This is a genomic window from Streptomyces sp. 7R007 (assembly GCF_054850255.1).
Genome location: NZ_JBTWMV010000018.1, coordinates 111,882 through 130,917 on the forward strand (window position 1 = coordinate 111,882; position 19,036 = coordinate 130,917).

Consider the following 19,036-nt stretch of genomic DNA (forward strand, 5'->3'; position numbering starts at 1 on the left):
GGTTCAACGGTCGACTCGGTCCGGCAGGGGAGTCAGCAGCATGCGGCCCGCCAGGCCGACCGCCATGTCCAGCCGTTCGGCGAACTCCTCTGCCACCTCCGGCAGTCGGCGCAGCGCCCACAGCGCCCGCGCCGCCGACCAGGTGGCCTGCCGCGCCCGCTCCAGGCTCCAGGAGCCGAGCAGATGGGTCAGCGGGTCGGCGATCTGCAAGAGGTCGGGGCCCGGCATCAGATCCTCGCGGATGCGCTCCTCCAGCGTTGCGAGGAGGTCGCCCACGCGGTCGAACTCGTCCTCCAGATCGGCTGGTTCGCACTCCAGCGTACGGCAGCTGTCCACGACGGCGAGCGCCAGGTCGTGCCCGATGTGCGCGTTGATGCCCGCGAGCGCGAACTGCAGTGGGCGTACCCCGGGATGACGGCGGAACTGGAACAGGGGCCGCCAGCAGGCCGGCGGGCGGCGCTCGTCGGCCACCGCCTCGACGGCCGCGAGATAGCGCTCCGCGAACCGCACGTCCAGCGTGATCGCCGCCCGCGGGTCGGCGAACCGGCCGGCGTCGATGTGCCGGTCGACGGACTCCGTGACGGTGAGGTAGACGCGGTTGAAGACCGCGAGGCCGTCCCGCTCGGGCAGGCTCGCGTCGAGGGCGCGCATACGGGAGACGACCGTGTCCACGGATGGGGTGAAGTGTGCCGGTTGCGCCATGGCAGAAGCGTCCCAGTCCTAGGCTGACGGGAGTGCCGGCGGGCCCGGCGCTTCCCCGGAACGGGGGAACGCGCGCGGCGCGGGGGAGGGGGACGACGTCGTGTCAGGCTCACGTGCCCGGCGTCTGGCCGCCCGCAGGGCCGAGCGCAGGCGTGCCGCCCGGCGCGGCGCGATGGTGGCCGCCGCCTCCGTGGTGGTCGCCGTCGGCACCGCGACCGGCATGCTGTCGGCCCTCGGCGACGGACGCGGCGCCCCGGAGGCGAGGCCCACGGCGTCGGGCGCACCGCGCCCGGAGCGGTCGCCCGTGACTCCGACGGTCACCAAGTCGGCGTCTCCCGTGCGGAGTTCACCGTCGGCCGCCCGGCCCTCGCCCACCAGGACGACGCGCAGGCCGTCGCCCCCGGCCGCCGCCCGCCTCTACCGGCACCCCGGATCCCAGGTCCTCGACTGGGTCCGGGCCCATCCGGACGACCCGCGCACGCCGGTCATAGAGTCCCGCATCGCCGACCGGCCGGCGGCCGTGTGGTTCGCCGACTTCACCCCGGCGACCATCGCCTCCCGGGTCCGCGCGGTCACTTCGGGCGCCGCCGCGCAGGGCCGGGTGCCGGTCCTCGTGGCGTACGCGATACCGGACCGCGACTGCGGGGGCGCCTCCCAGGGCGGGGCGCCGGACCTGGCCGCCTACGACGGCTGGATCGGCGACTTCGCGGCGGGCCTCGGCTCGGGCGAGGTCGTCGTGATCCTGGAGCCCGACTCCGTGGCCCAGGCCGACTGCCTCTCCGCGCCGCGCCGCGCCGCCCGTTTCGCCTCGTTGGCCCGCGCCGGCCGCGTCCTGAAGGCCGCCGACCCCAGGGCGCGCGTGTACTACGACGCCGGGCACTCCGACTGGAACCCGGCGGCCCGGCAGGCCGCCCTGCTGCGCCAGGCGGGCGCCGCCTCGCCCGCCTCCTCCGACGGGATCTTCAGCAACGTCTCCAACTTCCAGACCACCTCCGACGAGATCGCCTACGACCGTGCCGTCCTCGCCGACCTGGGCGGCCCCGCGAGCCTGGGCGCCGTCATCGACACCAGCCGCAACGGCAACGGCGCCCCGGCCGACGGCACCTGGTGCGACCCGGCGGGCCGGGGCCTCGGCCGCGCGCCGACGCTGAGCACCGGCGAGGCGCGCATCGACGCCTACCTGTGGGTGAAGCTGCCGGGGGAGTCGGACGGGTGCCAGGGGGCGCCGGGCACGTTCAGCCCGTCGTACGCCTACGACCTGGCCTCGTCGTAGGAGGACGTCCCCTCGTCGAGCAGCGGCGGCTGGTCCTTGAGGTGGGCGGGGGCGAAGACGCGCAGCGCGTGGTAGCCGGTGATGACGACGACCGTGCCGAGCGCGATGCCGCTGAGGGAGAAGGTGTCGGTGAACTTCATCGTCACGTTGCCGACGCCGATGATGACGCCCGCCGCGGCCGGCACCAGGTTGAGCGGATTGCGCAGGTCGACGCGGGCGTTGGTCCAGATCTGCGCGCCGAGCAGGCCGATCATGCCGTACAGGATGACGGTGATGCCGCCCAGGACGCCGCCGGGGACGGCGGCGACGACCGCGCCGAACTTGGGGCACAGGCCGAAGAGGAGGGCGAAGCCGGCGGCGGCCCAGTAGGCGGCGGTGGAGTAGACGCGGGTCGCGGCCATCACGCCGATGTTCTCGGAGTACGTGGTGTTGGGCGGGCCGCCGAGGGCGGTGGACAGCATGGAGCCGACGCCGTCGGCGGAGATCGCCGTGCCGAGCTTGTCGTCGAGGGGGTCGCCGGTCATCTCGCCGACGGCCTTGACGTGCCCGGCGTTCTCGGCGACCAGGGCGATCACGACCGGGAGCGCGACGAGGATCGCCGACCACTGGAACGTGGGGCCGTGGAAGGAGGGCAGGCCGATCCAGTCCGCCTTGCCGACGCCGGAGAGGTCCAGCCGCCAGTGGTCGGTGAGCTTGCCGCTCGCGTCCACCGAGTGGATCCTGCCGAAGAGCCGGTCGAAGGCCCAGGAGACGCCGTAGCCGAAGACCAGGCCCAGGAAGATCGCGATCCGGGACCAGAAACCGCGCAGACAGACCACCGCCAGCCCGGTGAACAGCATGACCAGCAGCGCCGTCCACTGGTCCTGCGGCCAGTACGTGGACGCCGTCACCGGCGCCAGGTTGAACCCGATCAGCATGACCACCGCGCCGGTGACGACCGGGGGCATCGCGGCGTGGATGATCCGCGCCCCGAAGCGCTGCACGGCGAGTCCGACCAGGAACAGCGCGACGCCGACGACGAAGACCGCGCCGGTGACGGTGGCGCTGGTGCCGCCCTGCGCGCGGATCACCGCGGCCACGCCCACGAACGACAGCGAACAGCCCAGGTAGCTCGGCACCCGGCCGCGCGTCGCCAGCAGGAAGATCACGGTCGCGACGCCCGACATCATGATCGCGAGGTTGGGGTCCAGGCCCATCAGGACCGGCGCCACGAAGGAGGCGCCGAACATCGCCACCACGTGCTGGGCGCCGAGGCCCACCGTGCGCGGCCAGGAGAGCCGTTCGTCGGGGCGTACCACCGCTCCGGGCGCGGGCGTGTGCCCGTCTCCGTGCAGTCGCCAGCGCACGCCGAGGTCCATGGTGGGGGTTCGCTTTCTCTGTACGTGAAGTCCTGTCCGGACCATTGTCACGGGTACCTCGGGGTCCTACGCTCGCACGGTCCTGCTCATGAACGACGTTCACATTCCTGACCCCTCGTTCGACGGATCGGAGTGCCCGATGAGTGGAAGATCCCGTGCGGCCGTCCTGCTGGCCGCGGTGGTGACGTGCGCGACCGCCCTCGTCCCCTCCGCCCACGCGGCCCCGCAGGTGCCCAGGACCACCGTCCTCGACGGCGGCCGGCTCCAGCAGACGAAACTGCGCCTCGACCGCGGTGATCCCCAACTCCGTGCCGCGCTGAAGGACTTGACCGCCCGCGCCGACGGCTGGCTGAGCCAGGGCCCCTGGACGGTCGTCGACAAGCCCCGGCCGGCGCCCGGCGGCGACGTGCACGACTACCTCAGCCAGGCCCCCTACTGGTGGCCCACCACCACTCCCACCGCCGACAACCCCTGGGGCTGCCCGTACGTCCAGCGGGATGGACAGCGCAACCCCGAAGTCGACTCCGGCACCGACCGCCAGGACGCCGAGCACGTCTTCGACTCGACGTACGACCTCGCCCTGGCCTGGTACTACACGGGCCGGACGGCCTACGCCCAGAAGGCGGCCCGCATCCTGCGCACCTGGTTCCTCGACCCCGCCACCCGCATGAACCCGAACCTGGACCACGCGCAGTTCATCCCGTGCATGTACGACGGCCGGGCCATCGGCATCATCGACTTCTCCCAGTCGTACACGAGCGTCCTCGACGCGCAGGCCCTCCTCGCCACCGGAGCCCCCGGCTGGAGCGCCGGGGACCGCGCGGCGATGGGCCGATGGAACGCGGACTTCCGCGACTGGCTGCGGAACAGCGACTTCGGCAAGGCCGAGGGCGCGGCCGCCAACAACCACGGCACCTTCTACGACCTTCAGCTCGCCGCCCTCGCCTACGCGACCGGCGACACGGCCCTGGCCCGGCGGACGGTCCTGGACGCCCGCGCCAGGCGCATCGACCCGCAGATCGCCGCCGACGGCAGCCAGCCCCAGGAGCTGGCCCGCACCCGCAGCTGGCACTACTCGACCTTCGACCTGGTCGCCTACACCCGGCTCGCGGCGATCGGCCGGCACGTCGGCGTGAACCTGTGGGCCTATCGGGGACCGGACGGACAGAGCCTGTCCAAGGCGGTGGACTACCTGCTGCCGGCCGCGACCGGCGCCGCCGCCTGGCCGTACCCGGAGCTGGAGTTCCACCGCTACGCGGCCACCGACGTCGTCCACGCGGCGGCCGACGCGGGGGACAAGGCGGCGCGCAGGGCCGTCGCGCGGCTGGAGACACCGCCCGGCGGCGACCTCTGGGCGCTGCGCCCGGCGGCCGAGCAACTGGACTCCATAGCGGGCTGACCATGGCTGACCAGGCCCTTCCCGGCCGGGGCTGCTGAGCGTCCGCTTAGGATGGGGTGTCCCCACCGCTTCACCGTGACGCTCAGGAGCCCCACCCATGACCGCCGAAGCCCCGGCCGCGCCCGCCCTGTCCCACGGCCGGCTGATCCCCGTCACCGTCCACTTCGACGACCTGGACGCGCTCGGGCTGCTGCACAACGCCCGCTACCCCCTCATGGTCGAGCGGGCGTGGGCCGAGCTGTGGCAGGAGTACGGCGTCCACTTCGCGGGCGACTGGGTGGCGGCCGGCGACGCCTGCAACGCCGTCAAGGAGCTGCGCATCGGCTACGAGGCCCCGGTCACCCGGCCCGGCACCTACGCCGTCCACCTCTGGCTGGAGCGGCTCGGCACCACCGGCCTGACCTACGGCTTCCGGTTCTGCTCGCGGGACGGCGCGACGACCTACGCGCAGGGCACCCGCGTGCTGGTCCGGCTGGACCCGCACACGCTGCGCCCCGCACCCTGGAGCGACCGCTTCAGGGCCGCGGGTCGGGAACTGCTGCGCTCGGCGGACTGACCTTCGGCCGGTTGCGCTCACCGGCCCGCAGCACCCCGGCGAAGGCCGCGAGACCGCCGGCCAGCACGGTCACCAGCACGAAGGACACCACCAGGCTCGTCGCCTGCGCCACCCCGCCGATCAGGCTGGGCGCGACCAGACCGGAGGTGTACGTGATGGTGGCGACGCCCGCGATGGCCTGGCTCGGATTCGGGCCGCTGTGCCCGGCCGCCGCGAAGCACAGCGGTACGACGACGGCGATGCCGAGCCCGAGCAGCGCGAAGCCGGTCATCGCCGCCACCGGCTCGCCCGCGACGACGATGAGCAGTCCGCCGAGGACGGCGAAGGCGCCGCCGGCCCGGACCGTGCGCACGGCGCCGAAACGGTTGACCACCGCGTCGCCCACCAGCCGCGCCACCGCCATGGTGAGCATGAAGCCGGTCGTGCACGCCGCCGCCAGGCCCGCCGAGGTGTCCAACTGGTCGCGCAGGAAGACCGCCGACCAGTCCAGGCTCGCGCCCTCCGCGAACACCGCGCAGAAGCCGACGGCGCCGATGAGCAGGGCGGACCTGGGCGGCAGCGCGAACCTCGGCGGCGGCTCCTCGTCCTCGGCCGGCTGCAGGTCGAGCACCCACGTGCAGGCCAGCAGGCCGAGCGTGGTGAGGGTCGCCGCCGCGAGCGCGAAGTGGACGCGGGCGTCGGAGCCCAGGTGCGCGGCGAGCGTGCCGCCCGCCGAGCCGATCAGGGCGCCCGCGCTCCACATGCCGTGCAGACCGGACATGATCGACTTGCCGAGCCGGTGCTCGATCTCGACGCCGAGCGCGTTCATGGCGACGTCCGCCATGCCGGCGCTCGCGCCGTACGTGAACATCGCCAGGCACAGCAGCGGCAGGTTCGGGGCGAGGGACGGCAGGATCAGGGACAGCGTCCACATCGCGATCAGGCCGCGCAGGGCCGTACGGCTGCCGAAGCGGTGGCTGACGCGGCCCGCCAGCGGCATCGAGCAGGAGGCGCCGAACGCCGTGAAGGCCAGGGCGAAGCCCAGTTGGCCGGCGCTCAGATGTGCGTGGTCCTGGATCCACGGCACGCGGGTGGCGAACGAGCCGGTGACCGCGCCGTGCACCGCGAACACGGCCGCCACGGCGTACCGGGCGCGCCTCACCTCGCGCTGGTCGTAGACCACGTCGCCCATTCTCGGCCCCTCCCGCTGCTCCCGGCCCCACTGCCTCCCGTAAACTATCAGGAACCCTACCTGATAAATAGGGGATTATCGGTCTCGCGGGTGCCGCCCGGCGTGGCCCCGCCGATCTGGAAGGATCCCGGCATGCCTGCATCGCCGAGCACCGCCCGGGCCATCAACGACCGGCTCGCCCTGCGTCTGCTGCAGCAGGAAGGCCCGCTCACCGCGGGGCAGTTGAAGCAGCTCACGGGGTTGTCCCGGCCCACGGTCGCCGACCTCGTGGAGCGCCTGACCGCGTCCGGACTGATCACGGTGGTCGGGGAGGCGGGCGAGCAGCGGCGGGGGCCGAACGCGAAGCTGTACGGCATCGTCGCCGACCGCGCGCATCTGGCGGCGCTGGACGTGCGCACCGAGGGCGTCTCCGTGATCGTGTCCGACCTGGTGGGTGCGGTGCTGGCCGAGGCGTTCGTGCCGATCGACGCGGGGGCCGGACCCGAGGTGGAGCGGGCGGTCGCGCTCGTCGAGCGGGCGGTGAAGGAGGCGGGGGCCGACCGGTTGCACACCGTCGGCGTCGGCGCGCCCGGTCTGATCGACCCGGCGACCGGGGAACTGCGCGACTCCTCGGGTCTGCCCGAATGGCACCGCCGCCTGGTCGCCGCCCTCCAGGACCGCTTTCCCGAGGCCCGCTTCAGCGTCGACAACGAGGCCAACCTCGCGGCCCTGGCCGAACAGCGCGAGGGCGCGGCCCGCGACCGCGACACCTTCGTCCTGCTCTGGCTCAGCCACGGCACGGGCGCGGCGGTCGTCCTCGACGGCGCACTGCGCCGCGGGGCCTCCGGGGGTGCGGGTGAGATCGGCTTCCTGCCGGTACCGGGCACGCCCGGCCTGCCGTCGGCGACGGACTGCGACGGGGGCTTCCATTCACTGGCGGGTTCGGCGGCGATCGTGGACCTGGCGGCCAAGCACGGGGTACCCCCCGAGACCGGACCACAGGAACCGGCGGCTGCGGGTTTGGTGCGGGAGGCGGTGGAGACGGCGGCGGCCGACGGCGATGCGGCGAACGTGGGTGGGGTGGGCAGGGGTGTGGCCGAGGTCAACGGGGTGAATGCGGGCGCTGACAACGCGGACAGGGTCGACGTGGGTGGGGTGGGCGGGAACTCGGCTAACGCGGGTGGGGTTGCCGGGCATGCGGTCGGCGCGGGCGTGGCCGGCATGGGCGTGGTCGACGTCGACGGGGCCAACGGGGGCGCGGGCGACCCGGGCGCCGTCGAGTCCGGTTTCGGCGGTGTCGGTGCCGGCTGTTTTCTCGATGACCTCGCCGAGCGCCTCGCGGTGGGTGTTGCCTCCGTTGTGGCGATCCTGGACCCCGGGTGCGTGGTGCTGGGGGGCGAGGTCGGTCAGGCCGGCGGGCAGGCGCTCGCCGGGCGCGTCGAGGACCGCATCCGCCGTATGTCCCCGCTGCCGACGGAGGTGCGCCCCAGCACCCTGGGCGGCGCCGCGGTCCTGCGGGGCGCCCTGCTCACGGCCCGCGACCGCGCCCAGGACGAGCTGTTCCCGCGGGGACGCTGACGCGGATCGCGGCTACGCCGGCCGCGCGAGCTGACGCCGTACGAAGTCCAGCTTGTCGGGGTTCACCAGGACCCGGACATCCGTCACCAGCCCGTCGCGCAGGTCGAACGACAGCACCCCGACGAGCAGGTCGCCCGCCCACGCCACGAGCGCACTCGCGCCGTTGACCTCGGCCGGGGCGAACCGCAGATCCGTTCCCCAGCGCTGGAACGCCCCGATCGCCAGCCGGCCGACCTTCTCGCGCCCCTCGACCGGCCGCCGCGCCGCCGAGACCTTGCCGCCGCCGTCGGACCACCAGGTCGCGTCCTCGGCCAGCAGCTTCTCCAGGCCGGTCAGATCGCCGCCCCGGGCCGCCGACATGAACGACGCGACCAGCTCGTCCCGCCGCTCGGGCGCCGGTTCGAACCGCGACCGCTCCTCGCCCACCCGCCGCACCGCCCGCCGGTACAGCTGACGGACGTGGGACTCGGTCAGCTCCAGCACGCCGGCGATCTCCCGGTGGCCGTAACCGAAGGCCTCGCGCAGCACGTACACCGCCCGCTCGGCCGGAGTCAGCCGCTCCAGCAGCACCAGCATGGCCAGCGAGACGGCCTCCCGCTGCTCCGCCGACTCCAGCGGACCCAGCGTGCCGTCCGAGGTGACCACCGGCTCCGGCAGCCAGGTCCCGACATACCGCTCGCGCCGCGCCCGCGCCGAGGTCAGCCGGGTGAGGCAGAGGTTGGTGACGACCTTGGCGAGCCAGGCCGCCGGATGGTCGATCCCCCCGCGGTCGGCCCCGCTGAAGCGCAGGTAGGCGTCCTGGACCGCGTCCTCGGCCTCGTCCGCGGAGCCCAGCAGGCGATAGGCCAGACCGAACAGCCGCGGACGGTGGCTCTCGAACTCCTCGGCGATCGAGATGCTGGTGGTCATGGCTCTCACCCTGCCAGAACGCGGGCCGGCGAGGAGAGTTGGAGGCCCGGCGACGGGCAAGGGCCGTCGTCACCGCCGCCGGGCCGGTCTGCGGAGCCGTAAAGGACTAGACCAAAGCTTCCGGCATGCGGGGCGGGTTGAGAAGTCCAGTGACGCACCCTGTGAGCCACCCCACACCGTTCCCTCGTCTGGGCGTCGATCGGGCGTGGCACACTGGCTCTGTACCAGAAGCAGCGCACTCCGGGGTCGGTGAAAGTCCGAACCGGCGGTTACAGTCCGCGACCCGACCGCTTCCAGCGGCCGGTTGACCAGGTGAAATTCCTGGACCGACGGTTAAAGTCCGGATGGGAGGCAGTGCGCGGCGAGCGGGCACGCAGTGTGTGCGCGCCGCCGTACGTGGCTTCGCCCTCCACGGGCGGGTCCTGTCCGGCGTCGCCCCCGGTGTTCTCGCTCGTACGTTCTGTCGTCATCGACAGGCCCCGGAGTCCGTGCCCGAAAGAGGCAGGAGGACCCGGGAAGTGTTCACCGGAATCGTCGAAGAGCTGGGTGAGATCACCGCCGTCGAGGACCTCGGCGACTCCTGTCGTTTCCGGGTCCGCGGTCCCGTCGTCACCGAGGGCGCGAAGCACGGGGACTCCATCGCCGTCAACGGCGTCTGCCTCACCGTCGTCGACCACGAGGGCGACGAGTTCACCGCCGACGTCATGGCCGAGACCCTCAACCGCTCCAGCCTCGGCGCTCTCGCCGTCGCCTCCCGCGTCAACCTCGAACGCCCCACCGCGGTGGGCGCGCGCCTGGGCGGGCACATCGTGCAGGGGCACGTCGACGGCACCGGCGAGGTGCTGGAGCGCAAGCCCTCCGACAACTGGGAGATCATCAAGATCTCGCTGCCCGCGGACCTTTCGCGCTACGTCGTCGAGAAGGGCTCCATCACGGTCGACGGCATCAGCCTCACCGTCGTCGACGCCGGCCCCGACTACTTCACCGTCAGCCTCATCCCCACCACCCTCGCGCTGACCACGCTCGGCATCAAGCAGCCCGGCGACCCGGTCAACCTGGAAGTGGACGTCGTCGCCAAGTACGTCGAGCGGCTGCTCGCGAGCGGTCAGGGGGCGGCCAAGTGAACTGGCTGAACTCCGAGGCGTTCGTCCTGTTCGACCAGCACATCATCTGGTCCGACACGATCGGCAACATCCTCGGCCTGATCACCCTCGCCCTCGGCTGGCGGCGCTCGCTGCTGACCTGGCCGGTGCAGTTCCTCTCCGGCCTGATCCTCTTCGTCGCCTTCTACGGCCACCTCGCCGGCAGCGCCGGCAAGCAGGTCGTCGTCATGGTGGTCGCGCTGTACGGCTGGTGGCAGTGGAACCGCAACAAGGGGCGGGCCGAAGACGGCGGGGACGGTCACATCGCCCCGCGGTTCGCCACCTGGCGCGAGCGCGGCGCGATGATCGCCGCCGCCGCGGTCGGCACGGTCGCAGTCGCCCTGCTCTTCAAGGCCTACCCGTCCCTGTCCTGGGACCCCTGGCCGGACGCCTACATCTTCGTCGGCACCGTCGTCGCGATGTACGCCCAGGCGCGCGGCATGGTCGAGTTCTGGATCGCCTGGCTCCTGGTCGACCTGGTCGGCGTCCCCCTCAACTTCGCCAACGGCTACGCCTTCTCCGGCTTCGTCTACGTCATCTACGGCGCACTCGTCCTGTGGGGCATGCGCGACTGGTGGCTGCGCTCCCGCCGGACCCCGCAGCCCGTTCTGGAAGGAGCGCCGGCATGACCACGGCACCCGTTCTGTACCGCACGGACACCGTCGAGGACTTCTCGCTCGACCCGGTCGAGCAGGCCGTCGCCGACATCGCCGCCGGCCGGCCGATCGTGGTCGTCGACGACGAGGACCGCGAGAACGAGGGCGACCTCGTCATCGCCGCGGAGAAGGTCACCCCCGAGATCGTCGCGTTCATGATGAGCGAGTGCCGCGGCCTGATCTGCGCCCCCATGGAGGGCGAGGAACTGGACCGGCTCCAGCTGCCGCAGATGGTCGAGGACAACACCGAGTCGATGAAGACCGCCTTCACGGTCTCCGTCGACGCCTCCGCCGCGCACGGCGTCACCACCGGCATCTCCGCCGCCGACCGCGCCACCACGCTCCGGCTCCTGGCGGGCGGCGACGCCCAGCCGGCCGACTTCGTCCGCCCCGGCCACATCTTCCCGCTGCGCGCCCGGCCCGGCGGGGTACTGACCCGCAACGGCCACACCGAGGCCGCCGTCGACCTCGCCCGCCTCGCGGGTCTGCGTCCGGCCGGTGCGATCGTGGAGATCGCCGGCGAGGACGGCCGCATGCTGCGGCTGCCCGAGCTGATCCCCTTCGCCCGCAAGCACGGCCTGACGATCATCTCCATCGAGGACCTGATCGCCTACCGCCGCTCCGCCGAGCGCCCCGCCCCGCCCGCGCAGGCGGCGCCGGCCGCGGCGCCCGAGCCGGCCGTCCGCCGTGAGGCCGAGGTCCACCTGCCCACCCGGCTCGGCACGTTCACGGCGTACGGCTACCGCTCCACCGTCGACGGCGTCGAGCACGTGGCCCTCGTCCACGGCGACCTCGCCGACGGCGAGGACGTCCTGGTCCGCGTCCACTCCGAGTGCCTGACCGGTGACGTCTTCCACTCCCTGCGCTGCGACTGCGGCCCCCAGTTGGACGCCGCCCTGGAACGCATCCAGGCCGAGGGCCGGGGCGTCGTCGTCTACCTGCGCGGCCACGAGGGGCGCGGCATCGGCCTGCTGTCCAAGCTGCGCGCCTACGAGCTCCAGGAACGCGGCCGGGACACCCTCGACGCCAACCTCGAACTCGGTCTGCCCGCCGACGCCCGCGACTACGGCGCCGGCGCCCGCATCCTGACCGACCTCGGCGTGCGCAGCGTGCGCCTGATGACCAACAACCCCGACAAGACCGACGCGCTGCTGCGGCACGGCATCCAGGTCACCGGCCGCGAGCCGATGCCCGTGCAGGCGGGCGAGTACAACCTCCGCTACCTGCGCACCAAGCGGGACCGGATGGGACACGACCTGCCCTGGCTGGAGACGACCCCGGCCGGCGCGGCGACCACCTGCGGCAACCAGTAACCAGCACACCGAGGAGACTTCAGAACGTGAGCGGCAAGGGCGCACCGGAGCTGTCCGTACGCAACGTGGGCGACCTCAGGGTCGCCGTCATCGCGGCGCAGTGGCACGAGAAGGTGATGGACGGACTGGTGGACGGCGCCCTGCGCGCCCTGCACGACCTGGGCATCGACGAGCCGACCCTCTTGCGGGTCCCCGGCAGCTGGGAACTCCCGGTCGTCGCCAAGGTGCTGGCGGGCCGCGGCTACGACGCGATCGTCGCCCTCGGCGTCGTCATCCGCGGCGGCACGCCCCACTTCGACTACGTGTGCCAGGGCGTCACCCAGGGCCTGACCCAGGTCTCCGTGGACACCGGCGTCCCCGTCGGCTTCGGCGTGCTGACATGCGACACGGAGGAGCAGGCCCTGGACCGGGCCGGCCTCGCGGACTCCAGCGAGGACAAGGGGCACGAGGCGGTGACGGCGGCGGTGGCGACCGCGGCCACGCTGCGTTCAGTATCTGAACCATGGCGTTAGGGCGGGCGGCCCACCGCGTAGAGTGGGCGCCACCATGTCCAAGAAGACGTTCGAGGAGCTCTTCACCGAGCTCCAGCACAAGGCCGCCCACGGCGACCCCGCCACTTCCCGCACCGCAGAACTGGTCGGCAAGGGCGTCCATGCCATCGGCAAGAAGGTCGTCGAGGAGGCCGCCGAGGTCTGGATGGCCGCCGAGTACGAGGGCAAGGACGCGGCAGCCGAGGAGATCTCGCAGCTGCTGTACCACGTCCAGGTGATGATGGTCGCCCGCGGGATCTCCCTGGACGACGTCTACGCCCACCTGTGAACCACCCGCCGCACCACCCCCTTCAGAGCAAAGGAAGCCGACCTCATGCTGCGCATCGCCGTCCCCAACAAGGGTTCGCTCTCAGGCCCTGCGGCGGAGATGCTGCATGAGGCCGGCTACCGGCAGCGCCGCGAGTCCAAGGAACTGCGGATCGTCGACCCGGCCAACGAGGTCGAGTTCTTCTACCTCCGCCCCCGCGACATCGCCATCTACGTCTCCTCCGGCCGGCTCGACATCGGCATCACCGGCCGCGACCTGCTGATCGACTCCGGCGCCGACGCCGAGGAGATCCTGGCGCTGGGCTTCGCCCGCTCCACCTTCCGCTTCGCGGCCAAGCCCGGCACGGCGAGCGGCGTCGAGGACCTCAAGGGCCGCACCGTCGCCACCTCCTACGAGGGCATCGTCGAGGGCCACCTCGCCGAGCACGGCGTCGACGCCTCCGTCGTCCACCTCGACGGCGCCGTCGAGACCGCCATCGAACTCGGCGTCGCCGAGGTCATCGCCGACGTCGTCGAGACCGGCACCAGCCTGCGCAACGCGGGCCTGGAGGTCTTCGGCGAGCCGATCATGAAGTCCGAGGCCGTCGTCGTCCGCCGCACCGGCGCGGACGCCGAGGAGCCCAAGGTGCAGCAGTTCCTGCGCCGGCTCCAGGGTGTCCTGGTGGCGCGGACGTACGTGATGATGGACTACGACTGCCGCGTCGAGCAGCTGGAGCGGGCCGTCGCCCTGACCCCGGGCCTGGAGTCCCCGACGATCTCCCCGCTGCACAACGAGGGCTGGGTCGCCGTCCGCGCCATGGTGCCGACCAAGGAGGCCCAGCGCATCATGGACGACCTGTACGAGATCGGCGCCCGGGCGATCCTGACCACGGCCATCCACGCCTGCCGTCTCTGAGGGACCGTACGAGATGTCCGACCTGCCCCCGCTCCCCGTCACCTTCCGGCCGGGCCGCACCCGGGCCGTGCTGCTCACCGGCGGCGTCGCGATCTTCGCGGTGATCACCGCCATCGCGCTGCTCCTGGAGCAGCTCAGCACCGGCGAGCGGCTCAGCTTCATCCTCACCGGAGCGATCCTCTTCGGTGTGCTGGCACTGCTCGCCCGGGTCAAGGTGGTCGCCGACGAGACGGGCGTCACCGTCGTCAACATCGCCAGCAGGCGGCACCTGGAGTGGGCCGAGATCCTCCATGTGAACCTGCGTCCCGGCGACCCCTGGGTGTTCCTCAACCTCAGCGACGGCACCAGCCTGCCCGCGCTCGGCATCCAGCCCGGCATCGCCAGGGAGCGGGCCGTCGCCGACGCCCGCACCCTGCGGGCGCTCGCCGAGGCCCGCTCGACAAGGGATCTGCCGTAGAGCCCCTTGTCTTGATTAATCTGTTGGCGGAGGCGTTTACGTCGCGCCTCCGCCGCCGGTGGTCCCGCCGGACACCGGCTGCCCCTGCTACCCGAGGAGTGACTCCCTCCAGCGATGGACGGATCGTCCTGTAGTACCTGCGCCGCCCCCTCACGCCATGGCGAGGCGGCGGCATCATGACCACCCCGCTACTGCTCCTCGGAGCAGCCCTCCTGCTGATCCTCGCCAACGGCTTCTTCGTGGCCGCCGAGTTCGGCCTGGTCACCGTCGAGACGACGGACGTCGAGAAGGCCGCGGCCGAGGGCGACAAACGCGCCCGTACCGTCGCCGAGTCGCTGCGGGAGCTGTCCTTCCAGCTCTCCGGCACCCAGCTCGGCATCACCATCACCTCCCTCGTCGTCGGCATGCTCGCCGAACCGGCCCTCGCCCGGCTGCTGCACGGCCCGTTCCGGGCGGTCGGCGTCCCCGAGGGCGCGGTCTCCGGCATCGCGGTCGTCGTCGGCATGCTGCTGGCCTCGGCCGTGCAGATGGTGATCGGCGAGCTCGTGCCCAAGAACTGGGCGGTGTCCAAGCCGCTGCAGGTCGCCCGGTTCGTGGCCGGCCCGCAGCACGCCTTCGCCCGCCTGTTCCGCCCGGTCATCGCCGCGCTGAACGCCGTCGCCAACCGCCTGGTCCGCGCCCTCGGCGTGGAGCCCGCCGAGGAGCTGGCCTCCGCCCGCACACCGGGCGAGCTGGTCTCCCTGGCCCGGCACTCCGCGCAGGCCGGCGCCCTGGAACAGGACACCGCCGACCTCTTCGTGCGCACCCTGTCCCTCGGCGAGCTGACCGCGCAGCACGTGATGACCCCGCGGGTGAAGGTCAGCGCCCTGCAGTCGTCGGCCACCGCCGAGGACGTGGTCAACCTGACCCGCGCCACCGGGCTGTCCCGCTTCCCCGTCTACCGGGAGAAGATCGACGAGATCGTCGGCATGGTCCACCTCAAGGACGCCCTCGCGGTCCCCGCGCCGGAACGCCTGCGCACCCCGGTCGGCGAGATCGCCCGTCCGGCGCTGCTCGTCCCCGAGACCCTGCCCGTCCAGCCCCTGCTCGGCCGGCTGCGCAGCGAGCAGCCCATCGCGGTCGTCGTCGACGAGTACGGCGGCACGGCCGGCGTGGTCACCCTGGAGGACATCGTCGAGGAACTCGTCGGCGAGGTCCGCGACGAGCACGACGGGCAGGACCTGCCCGAACTCGCCGCCGCCCCGCCGGAGGACGGCCGCCCCGCCTGGGACGCCGACGGCAGCTGCCGCGTCGACATCCTCCAGCGCATCGGCCTCGACGTGCCCGAGGGCCCGTACGAGACCGTCGCCGGGCTCGTCGCCGACCTGCTCGGCCGGATCCCGGCCGTCGGCGACAGGGCCGAACTGCCCGGCTGGCGGCTGACCGTGCGCCGCGTCGGGCACTACCGCGCCGAGCGCGTGCGGCTGGTGCGGACCGGACCGGTCGTGGAGGTCGCCCGATGAGCCTGCTCCAACTCCTCTTCGCCGGCCTGCTGGTGCTCGCCAACGGCTTCTTCGTCGGCGCCGAGTTCGCGCTGGTCTCCGTGCGCCGCAGCCAGATCGAACCGCTCGGCACCGCGCGCGCCCGCCAGGTCCTCTACGGCCTCGAACGGCTGCCCCAGATGATGGCCGCGGCCCAGTTCGGCATCACGGTCTGCTCCCTCACCCTCGGCGCGGTCGCCGAGCCGACGGTCGCGCACCTGCTGGAGCCGGTCTTCGAGTGGATCCACCTGCCGGACGGCATGATCCACCCCCTCGGCTATGTGATCGCCCTCGTCGCCGTGGTCTTCTTCCACCTGGTGATCGGCGAGATGGTGCCGAAGAACCTGGCGATGGCCGCCCCGGAGAAGGCCGCGCTGTGGCTCAGCCCCGGCCTGGTCGCCTTCGCCCGCCTGTGCAAGCCCATCACCGTCGCCCTCGGCGCCTGCGCCCAGGGCATCCTGCGGCTGTTCCGGGTGGAGCCGAAGGACGAGGTGGAGGCCGTCTTCACCAGCGAGCAGCTCAACCGGCTGGTGGAGGACTCCGGGCAGGCCGGTCTCCTCGACCCCGAGGAGCAGGAGCGCCTGGAGGACGCCCTGGAGCTGGGTTCCCGCCCGGTGACGGACGTCCTGCTGGGCCGTGAGTCGCTCATCACGGTCAGTCCCTCGGTCACCCCGGGCGAGATCGTCGACCTCACCGCCCGCACCGGCTACTCCCGCTTCCCGGTCGCCGCGCAGGGCGGCGCCTTCATGGGCTACCTGCACGTCAAGGACGTACTCGACCTGGAGGACTCCGACCGGGCGGTGCCGCAGCAGCTGTGGCGCCCGATGACGACCCTCCGCGCCGACCTCCCCCTCGACGACGCGCTCACGGTCATGCGCCGCGCCGCGACCCACCTGGCCCAGGTGGCGGACGGCACGGGCCGGGTGCTGGGCCTGGTCGCCCTGGAGGACGTCCTGGAACTCCTGGTGGGCGAGGTGACGGACCCGGCACACCGGGAGACGACACCGCAGCCCCGCCTGGCGGAGGCGAAGGAGACGGTGGCGAGCTGACGCCGGGGCCCCGCGCCCCCCGGGGGCGCGGGGCCGTGTCGACGCGCGGTCCTCACAGCGCCGACGGGTCCTGCGGTCCCCGTCCCGACAGCACTTCCCCGTACGCCTGCATCAGATCGGGCAGCCGCAACGTCGACAGGTCGTCCCGCGACAGCACCCCGGGATACGCCGACAACCGCAGGTCCCGGTACGCGCAGCTCTTCTCGTACAACGTGCGCAGGAACCGCCCGTTGCCCAGCTCGTCGATCCACCCCTGGTCCACCACGTGCCCGGCGATGGACCGCAGTTCGTCCAGGGCCTCCTCGTCCCACACGTCCCCGTTCTCCGCGGCCAGCACCTCGCCGATCGCGGTGAGTTCGAGCGGCCGGTAGGACGGGAAGTCGACCCGGGTGGTGAAGCGCGAGGACAGTCCGGGGTTGGCGGCGAGGAGCCGGTCCATGCCCTCCGGGTAGCCGGCCAGGATCACCACCAGGTGGTCCCGGTTGTCCTCGGCCCGCTTCAGCAGCACCTGCAACGCCTCGTCCCCGTACGCGTCCCCCTTGCCGTAACCGGAGTTGGACAGCGAGTACGCCTCGTCGACGAAGAGCACGCCGCCGATCGCGGAGTCGATCAGCTCGTTGGCCTTCACGGCCGTCTGGCCCAGGTACTCGCCGACCAGGTCGGCCCGCTGGGCCTCCACCAGATGGTCGCCGCCGAGCAGGCCGAGGGCGTAGAAGACGCGGCCGAGGATGCGGGCGACCGTGGTCTTGCCGGTGCCGGAGGGGCCGGAGAACACGAAGTGCCGTTTGGGCGGCTGGACCGGCAGGCCCTGACCGGCGCGCAGCCGCGCCATGTTCAGCTGCGCCGACAACGCCTTCACCTGTCGCTTCACCGGCTCCAGGCCGACCATGCGCTCCAGTTCGGCGAGCGCCTCCTCGAGTAACGCGGGGTCGGTGGGGCCCGTCGGCAGGGGTGACGTCACCGCGCTCTTCTCGCGGACCGCCGGGTCGATCACCGAGGGCATCGGGCCGACCGGCGGCAGGTCGGGCTCGGGCAGCCGCAGGTCGCGGCCCTCCATGCCGAACAGCGGATCGAGGGTGTCGGGTCCCTCCAGCGCGTCCTGGCCGCCGGTCAGCGCGATCGCGGCGAGGTCGGCGGAGTCGTCGTACCCGTCGCCCTCGGCGATCGCCGCGAGCCGGGCCGAGGTGTCCATGAAGGCGGGGTCGACGCGGTGCACGGCCCGGTAGAGGGGGAGCGCGGCGGCGGACCGGCCGGTGCCCTCGTGGGCGCGCGCCAGCCAGTAGCGCAGCTCCTTGCGCTGCGGCTGTTCGCTGCGGCAGCGCATCAGCGCGGCGGACAGCAGCGGTTCGGCCTGGCCGTACATCTCCAGGCGCACCCGGGCCATCCCGCCGAACAGGCCCGCCTCGATGCCCAGCAGCGGATCGTCGATCAGCGGGTCGGTGTGGCGTACGAGCTGTTCCCAGTCCTTGACCAGGTAGGCGCGGCAGGCGTGCAGGAAGCGGACCTGGTGGTCGGTGTCCACGGGCGGCAGCCCCGCCAACGCCCGGTCCAGCTCGGGGACATGGCGGCCGTCGAGCCAGTGGGAGGCGTGCGCGAGCAGCAGGTCGCGGGGGGTCTCCAGCACCGGCTGCACCCACCAGCCCAGCCAGTACCAGGAGTTGAGGGCGCGGCGGTGCCGGGCGCGCTGCTCGCCGAAGCGGTCCCGGTGCCGGAACATCCGCAGCAGCGCGGTCGTCGTGTCCACGCGCAGCGCGTGCAGCCCGAGCCAGCCGTCGGCCATCCCGGGGTCCATCCGCACCGCGGCCCGGAACTCCTCCTCCGCCTGCGGATAGGCCCCCATGGTGTACGCGTCCACACCTCGCAGCCAGGCGAGGTCGGCCGGGGCCTCGGGGCCCCGCGTGCCGAAGTCCATCACGTCCCCCACAACCGTGCCCCCGTCGGTTGGCCTCCGGGTGGTCACCCGTCGGCCGCCTTGATCGAACCGCCGTGCCGCGGACCGGAGTTGCGGTGCGCGCAGCCGAACGAAGGTCGCACCGAGGGCATCGTACCTGCGGGGGTGTCGCCCGCCGAAGGGTGCCGCACAGGCGGTTTGGCGAGGTGGGAGCGGATGAGACCCGACCGGGACGGTGACCGAGGGTGAGCGAATCGTGCCGCGCAGCGTCCGGAAAGGCGGGGGAGGGCAGAACGAAGCCCCCGATCACGGGGGAACAACCGGGGGCTTCGCGTCTGCAGGGCGGCCTCGATCGACCGCACATTGAGAA

Annotated in this window: 18 protein-coding genes and 1 riboswitch; of the genes, 13 read left to right on the forward strand and 5 right to left on the reverse strand. The window is 72.7% G+C overall.

Translation table 11 applies throughout. The features are described 5' to 3' along the window. Positions 1-3 precede the first annotated feature (3 nt). Positions 4-702: a DUF5995 family protein gene (locus ACYF6T_RS23965; protein WP_461698873.1), complete on the reverse strand. Its 699-nt coding sequence runs from the start codon at positions 700-702 to the stop codon at positions 4-6. A gap of 172 nt (positions 703-874) precedes the next feature. On the opposite strand from ACYF6T_RS23965, the gene ACYF6T_RS23970 reads away from it, so the two are divergent. After that, positions 875-1,975, forward strand: a complete 1,101-nt coding sequence (locus ACYF6T_RS23970; protein WP_461698936.1) for a glycoside hydrolase family 6 protein — start codon at positions 875-877, stop codon at positions 1,973-1,975. Here ACYF6T_RS23970 and ACYF6T_RS23975 read toward each other — a convergent pair. Continuing rightward, positions 1,954-3,333: a uracil-xanthine permease family protein gene (locus ACYF6T_RS23975; RefSeq protein WP_461698874.1), complete on the reverse strand. Its 1,380-nt coding sequence runs from the start codon at positions 3,331-3,333 to the stop codon at positions 1,954-1,956. The genes ACYF6T_RS23970 and ACYF6T_RS23975 overlap by 22 nt on opposite strands. Before the next feature lie 139 nt (positions 3,334-3,472). Between ACYF6T_RS23975 and ACYF6T_RS23980 the strand changes: the two genes are divergently transcribed. Both ACYF6T_RS23980 and ACYF6T_RS23985 read left to right on the forward strand, forming a co-directional pair. Then, positions 3,473-4,732, forward strand: a complete 1,260-nt coding sequence (locus ACYF6T_RS23980; RefSeq protein WP_461698875.1) for an alginate lyase family protein — start codon at positions 3,473-3,475, stop codon at positions 4,730-4,732. Positions 4,733-4,829: 97 nt separating this feature from the next. Then, entirely contained in the window at positions 4,830-5,288 is a 459-nt protein-coding gene (locus ACYF6T_RS23985) for an acyl-CoA thioesterase (protein WP_461698876.1), read from the forward strand. Here ACYF6T_RS23985 and ACYF6T_RS23990 read toward each other — a convergent pair. Beyond that, positions 5,248-6,459 carry an MFS transporter gene (locus ACYF6T_RS23990; RefSeq protein WP_461698877.1) on the reverse strand — a complete coding sequence of 404 codons (1,212 nt, stop codon included), beginning with the start codon at positions 6,457-6,459 and terminating at the stop codon, positions 5,248-5,250. The genes ACYF6T_RS23985 and ACYF6T_RS23990 overlap by 41 nt on opposite strands. Before the next feature lie 132 nt (positions 6,460-6,591). Here ACYF6T_RS23990 and ACYF6T_RS23995 point away from each other — a divergent pair, with 132 nt between their 5' ends. Continuing rightward, a complete protein-coding gene (locus tag ACYF6T_RS23995; protein ID WP_461698878.1) occupies positions 6,592-8,016 on the forward strand; it encodes an ROK family transcriptional regulator in 1,425 nt (474 codons plus the stop codon). 12 nt (positions 8,017-8,028) lie between these two features. Here ACYF6T_RS23995 and ACYF6T_RS24000 read toward each other — a convergent pair whose 3' ends face one another. After that, positions 8,029-8,925: an RNA polymerase sigma-70 factor gene (locus tag ACYF6T_RS24000; protein WP_461698879.1), complete on the reverse strand. Its 897-nt coding sequence runs from the start codon at positions 8,923-8,925 to the stop codon at positions 8,029-8,031. 231 nt (positions 8,926-9,156) lie between these two features. Further along, positions 9,157-9,287: riboswitch (FMN riboswitch) on the forward strand. A gap of 156 nt (positions 9,288-9,443) precedes the next feature. Here ACYF6T_RS24000 and ACYF6T_RS24005 point away from each other — a divergent pair. The 9 genes from ACYF6T_RS24005 to ACYF6T_RS24045 all read left to right on the forward strand — a co-directional run bounded on the left by ACYF6T_RS24005 (position 9,444) and on the right by ACYF6T_RS24045 (position 16,775). Further along, a complete protein-coding gene (locus ACYF6T_RS24005) occupies positions 9,444-10,049 on the forward strand; it encodes a riboflavin synthase (protein ID WP_461698880.1) in 606 nt (201 codons plus the stop codon). Next, positions 10,046-10,696, forward strand: coding sequence for a nicotinamide riboside transporter PnuC (pnuC, locus tag ACYF6T_RS24010; RefSeq protein ID WP_461698881.1), 651 nt, complete (start codon positions 10,046-10,048; stop codon positions 10,694-10,696). Before ACYF6T_RS24005 ends, pnuC begins: the two co-directional genes overlap by 4 nt. Next, the gene (locus ACYF6T_RS24015; protein ID WP_461698882.1) at positions 10,693-12,036 is read left to right on the forward strand and encodes a bifunctional 3,4-dihydroxy-2-butanone-4-phosphate synthase/GTP cyclohydrolase II; all 1,344 of its coding nucleotides are present in this window, start codon (positions 10,693-10,695) and stop codon (positions 12,034-12,036) included. Before pnuC ends, ACYF6T_RS24015 begins: the two co-directional genes overlap by 4 nt. 26 nt (positions 12,037-12,062) lie before the next feature. Further along, positions 12,063-12,548, forward strand: coding sequence for a 6,7-dimethyl-8-ribityllumazine synthase (gene ribH, locus ACYF6T_RS24020; protein ID WP_461698883.1), 486 nt, complete (start codon positions 12,063-12,065; stop codon positions 12,546-12,548). Positions 12,549-12,582: 34 nt separating this feature from the next. After that, on the forward strand, positions 12,583-12,855 hold the full coding sequence (locus tag ACYF6T_RS24025; protein WP_128789165.1) for a phosphoribosyl-ATP diphosphatase: 273 nt from the start codon (positions 12,583-12,585) through the stop codon (positions 12,853-12,855). A 45-nt stretch (positions 12,856-12,900) separates the two neighbouring features. Continuing rightward, positions 12,901-13,749, forward strand: coding sequence for an ATP phosphoribosyltransferase (gene hisG / locus ACYF6T_RS24030; RefSeq protein ID WP_461698884.1), 849 nt, complete (start codon positions 12,901-12,903; stop codon positions 13,747-13,749). Positions 13,750-13,762: 13 nt separating this feature from the next. Then, positions 13,763-14,206 (forward strand): PH domain-containing protein, encoded by a 444-nt coding sequence (locus tag ACYF6T_RS24035; RefSeq protein ID WP_461698885.1) that lies wholly within the window; start codon positions 13,763-13,765, stop codon positions 14,204-14,206. Positions 14,207-14,382: 176 nt separating this feature from the next. Further along, a complete protein-coding gene (locus ACYF6T_RS24040) occupies positions 14,383-15,708 on the forward strand; it encodes a hemolysin family protein (protein ID WP_461698886.1) in 1,326 nt (441 codons plus the stop codon). Continuing rightward, positions 15,705-16,775 (forward strand): hemolysin family protein, encoded by a 1,071-nt coding sequence (locus tag ACYF6T_RS24045; protein ID WP_461698887.1) that lies wholly within the window; start codon positions 15,705-15,707, stop codon positions 16,773-16,775. Before ACYF6T_RS24040 ends, ACYF6T_RS24045 begins: the two co-directional genes overlap by 4 nt. A 52-nt stretch (positions 16,776-16,827) precedes the next feature. Here the strand turns inward: ACYF6T_RS24045 and ACYF6T_RS24050 are convergent, their stop codons facing one another. Next, complete coding sequence (locus tag ACYF6T_RS24050) at positions 16,828-18,687, reverse strand: AAA family ATPase (RefSeq protein ID WP_461698888.1); 1,860 nt, start codon at positions 18,685-18,687, stop codon at positions 16,828-16,830. Positions 18,688-19,036: the final 349 nt, after the last annotated feature.

Excerpts from the sequence above, each read along its gene's own strand:
- ACYF6T_RS24035 (WP_461698885.1), top strand. The coding sequence starts at position 13,763 with ATGTCCGACCTGCCCCCGCTCCCCGTCACCTTCCGGCCGGGCCGCACC.
- ACYF6T_RS24050 (WP_461698888.1), bottom strand. The coding sequence starts at position 18,687 with ATGGACTTCGGCACGCGGGGCCCCGAGGCCCCGGCCGACCTCGCCTGG.
- ACYF6T_RS23990 (WP_461698877.1), bottom strand. The coding sequence starts at position 6,459 with ATGGGCGACGTGGTCTACGACCAGCGCGAGGTGAGGCGCGCCCGGTAC.
- ACYF6T_RS23980 (WP_461698875.1), top strand. The coding sequence starts at position 3,473 with ATGAGTGGAAGATCCCGTGCGGCCGTCCTGCTGGCCGCGGTGGTGACG.
- ACYF6T_RS23975 (WP_461698874.1), bottom strand. The coding sequence starts at position 3,333 with ATGGACCTCGGCGTGCGCTGGCGACTGCACGGAGACGGGCACACGCCC.
- ACYF6T_RS23985 (WP_461698876.1), top strand. The coding sequence starts at position 4,830 with ATGACCGCCGAAGCCCCGGCCGCGCCCGCCCTGTCCCACGGCCGGCTG.
- ACYF6T_RS24040 (WP_461698886.1), top strand. The coding sequence starts at position 14,383 with ATGACCACCCCGCTACTGCTCCTCGGAGCAGCCCTCCTGCTGATCCTC.
- ACYF6T_RS23995 (WP_461698878.1), top strand. The coding sequence starts at position 6,592 with ATGCCTGCATCGCCGAGCACCGCCCGGGCCATCAACGACCGGCTCGCC.
- ACYF6T_RS24015 (WP_461698882.1), top strand. The coding sequence starts at position 10,693 with ATGACCACGGCACCCGTTCTGTACCGCACGGACACCGTCGAGGACTTC.
- hisG (WP_461698884.1), top strand. The coding sequence starts at position 12,901 with ATGCTGCGCATCGCCGTCCCCAACAAGGGTTCGCTCTCAGGCCCTGCG.
- ACYF6T_RS24000 (WP_461698879.1), bottom strand. The coding sequence starts at position 8,925 with ATGACCACCAGCATCTCGATCGCCGAGGAGTTCGAGAGCCACCGTCCG.
- ACYF6T_RS24025 (WP_128789165.1), top strand. The coding sequence starts at position 12,583 with ATGTCCAAGAAGACGTTCGAGGAGCTCTTCACCGAGCTCCAGCACAAG.
- ACYF6T_RS23970 (WP_461698936.1), top strand. The coding sequence starts at position 875 with ATGGTGGCCGCCGCCTCCGTGGTGGTCGCCGTCGGCACCGCGACCGGC.
- ACYF6T_RS23965 (WP_461698873.1), bottom strand. The coding sequence starts at position 702 with ATGGCGCAACCGGCACACTTCACCCCATCCGTGGACACGGTCGTCTCC.
- ACYF6T_RS24045 (WP_461698887.1), top strand. The coding sequence starts at position 15,705 with ATGAGCCTGCTCCAACTCCTCTTCGCCGGCCTGCTGGTGCTCGCCAAC.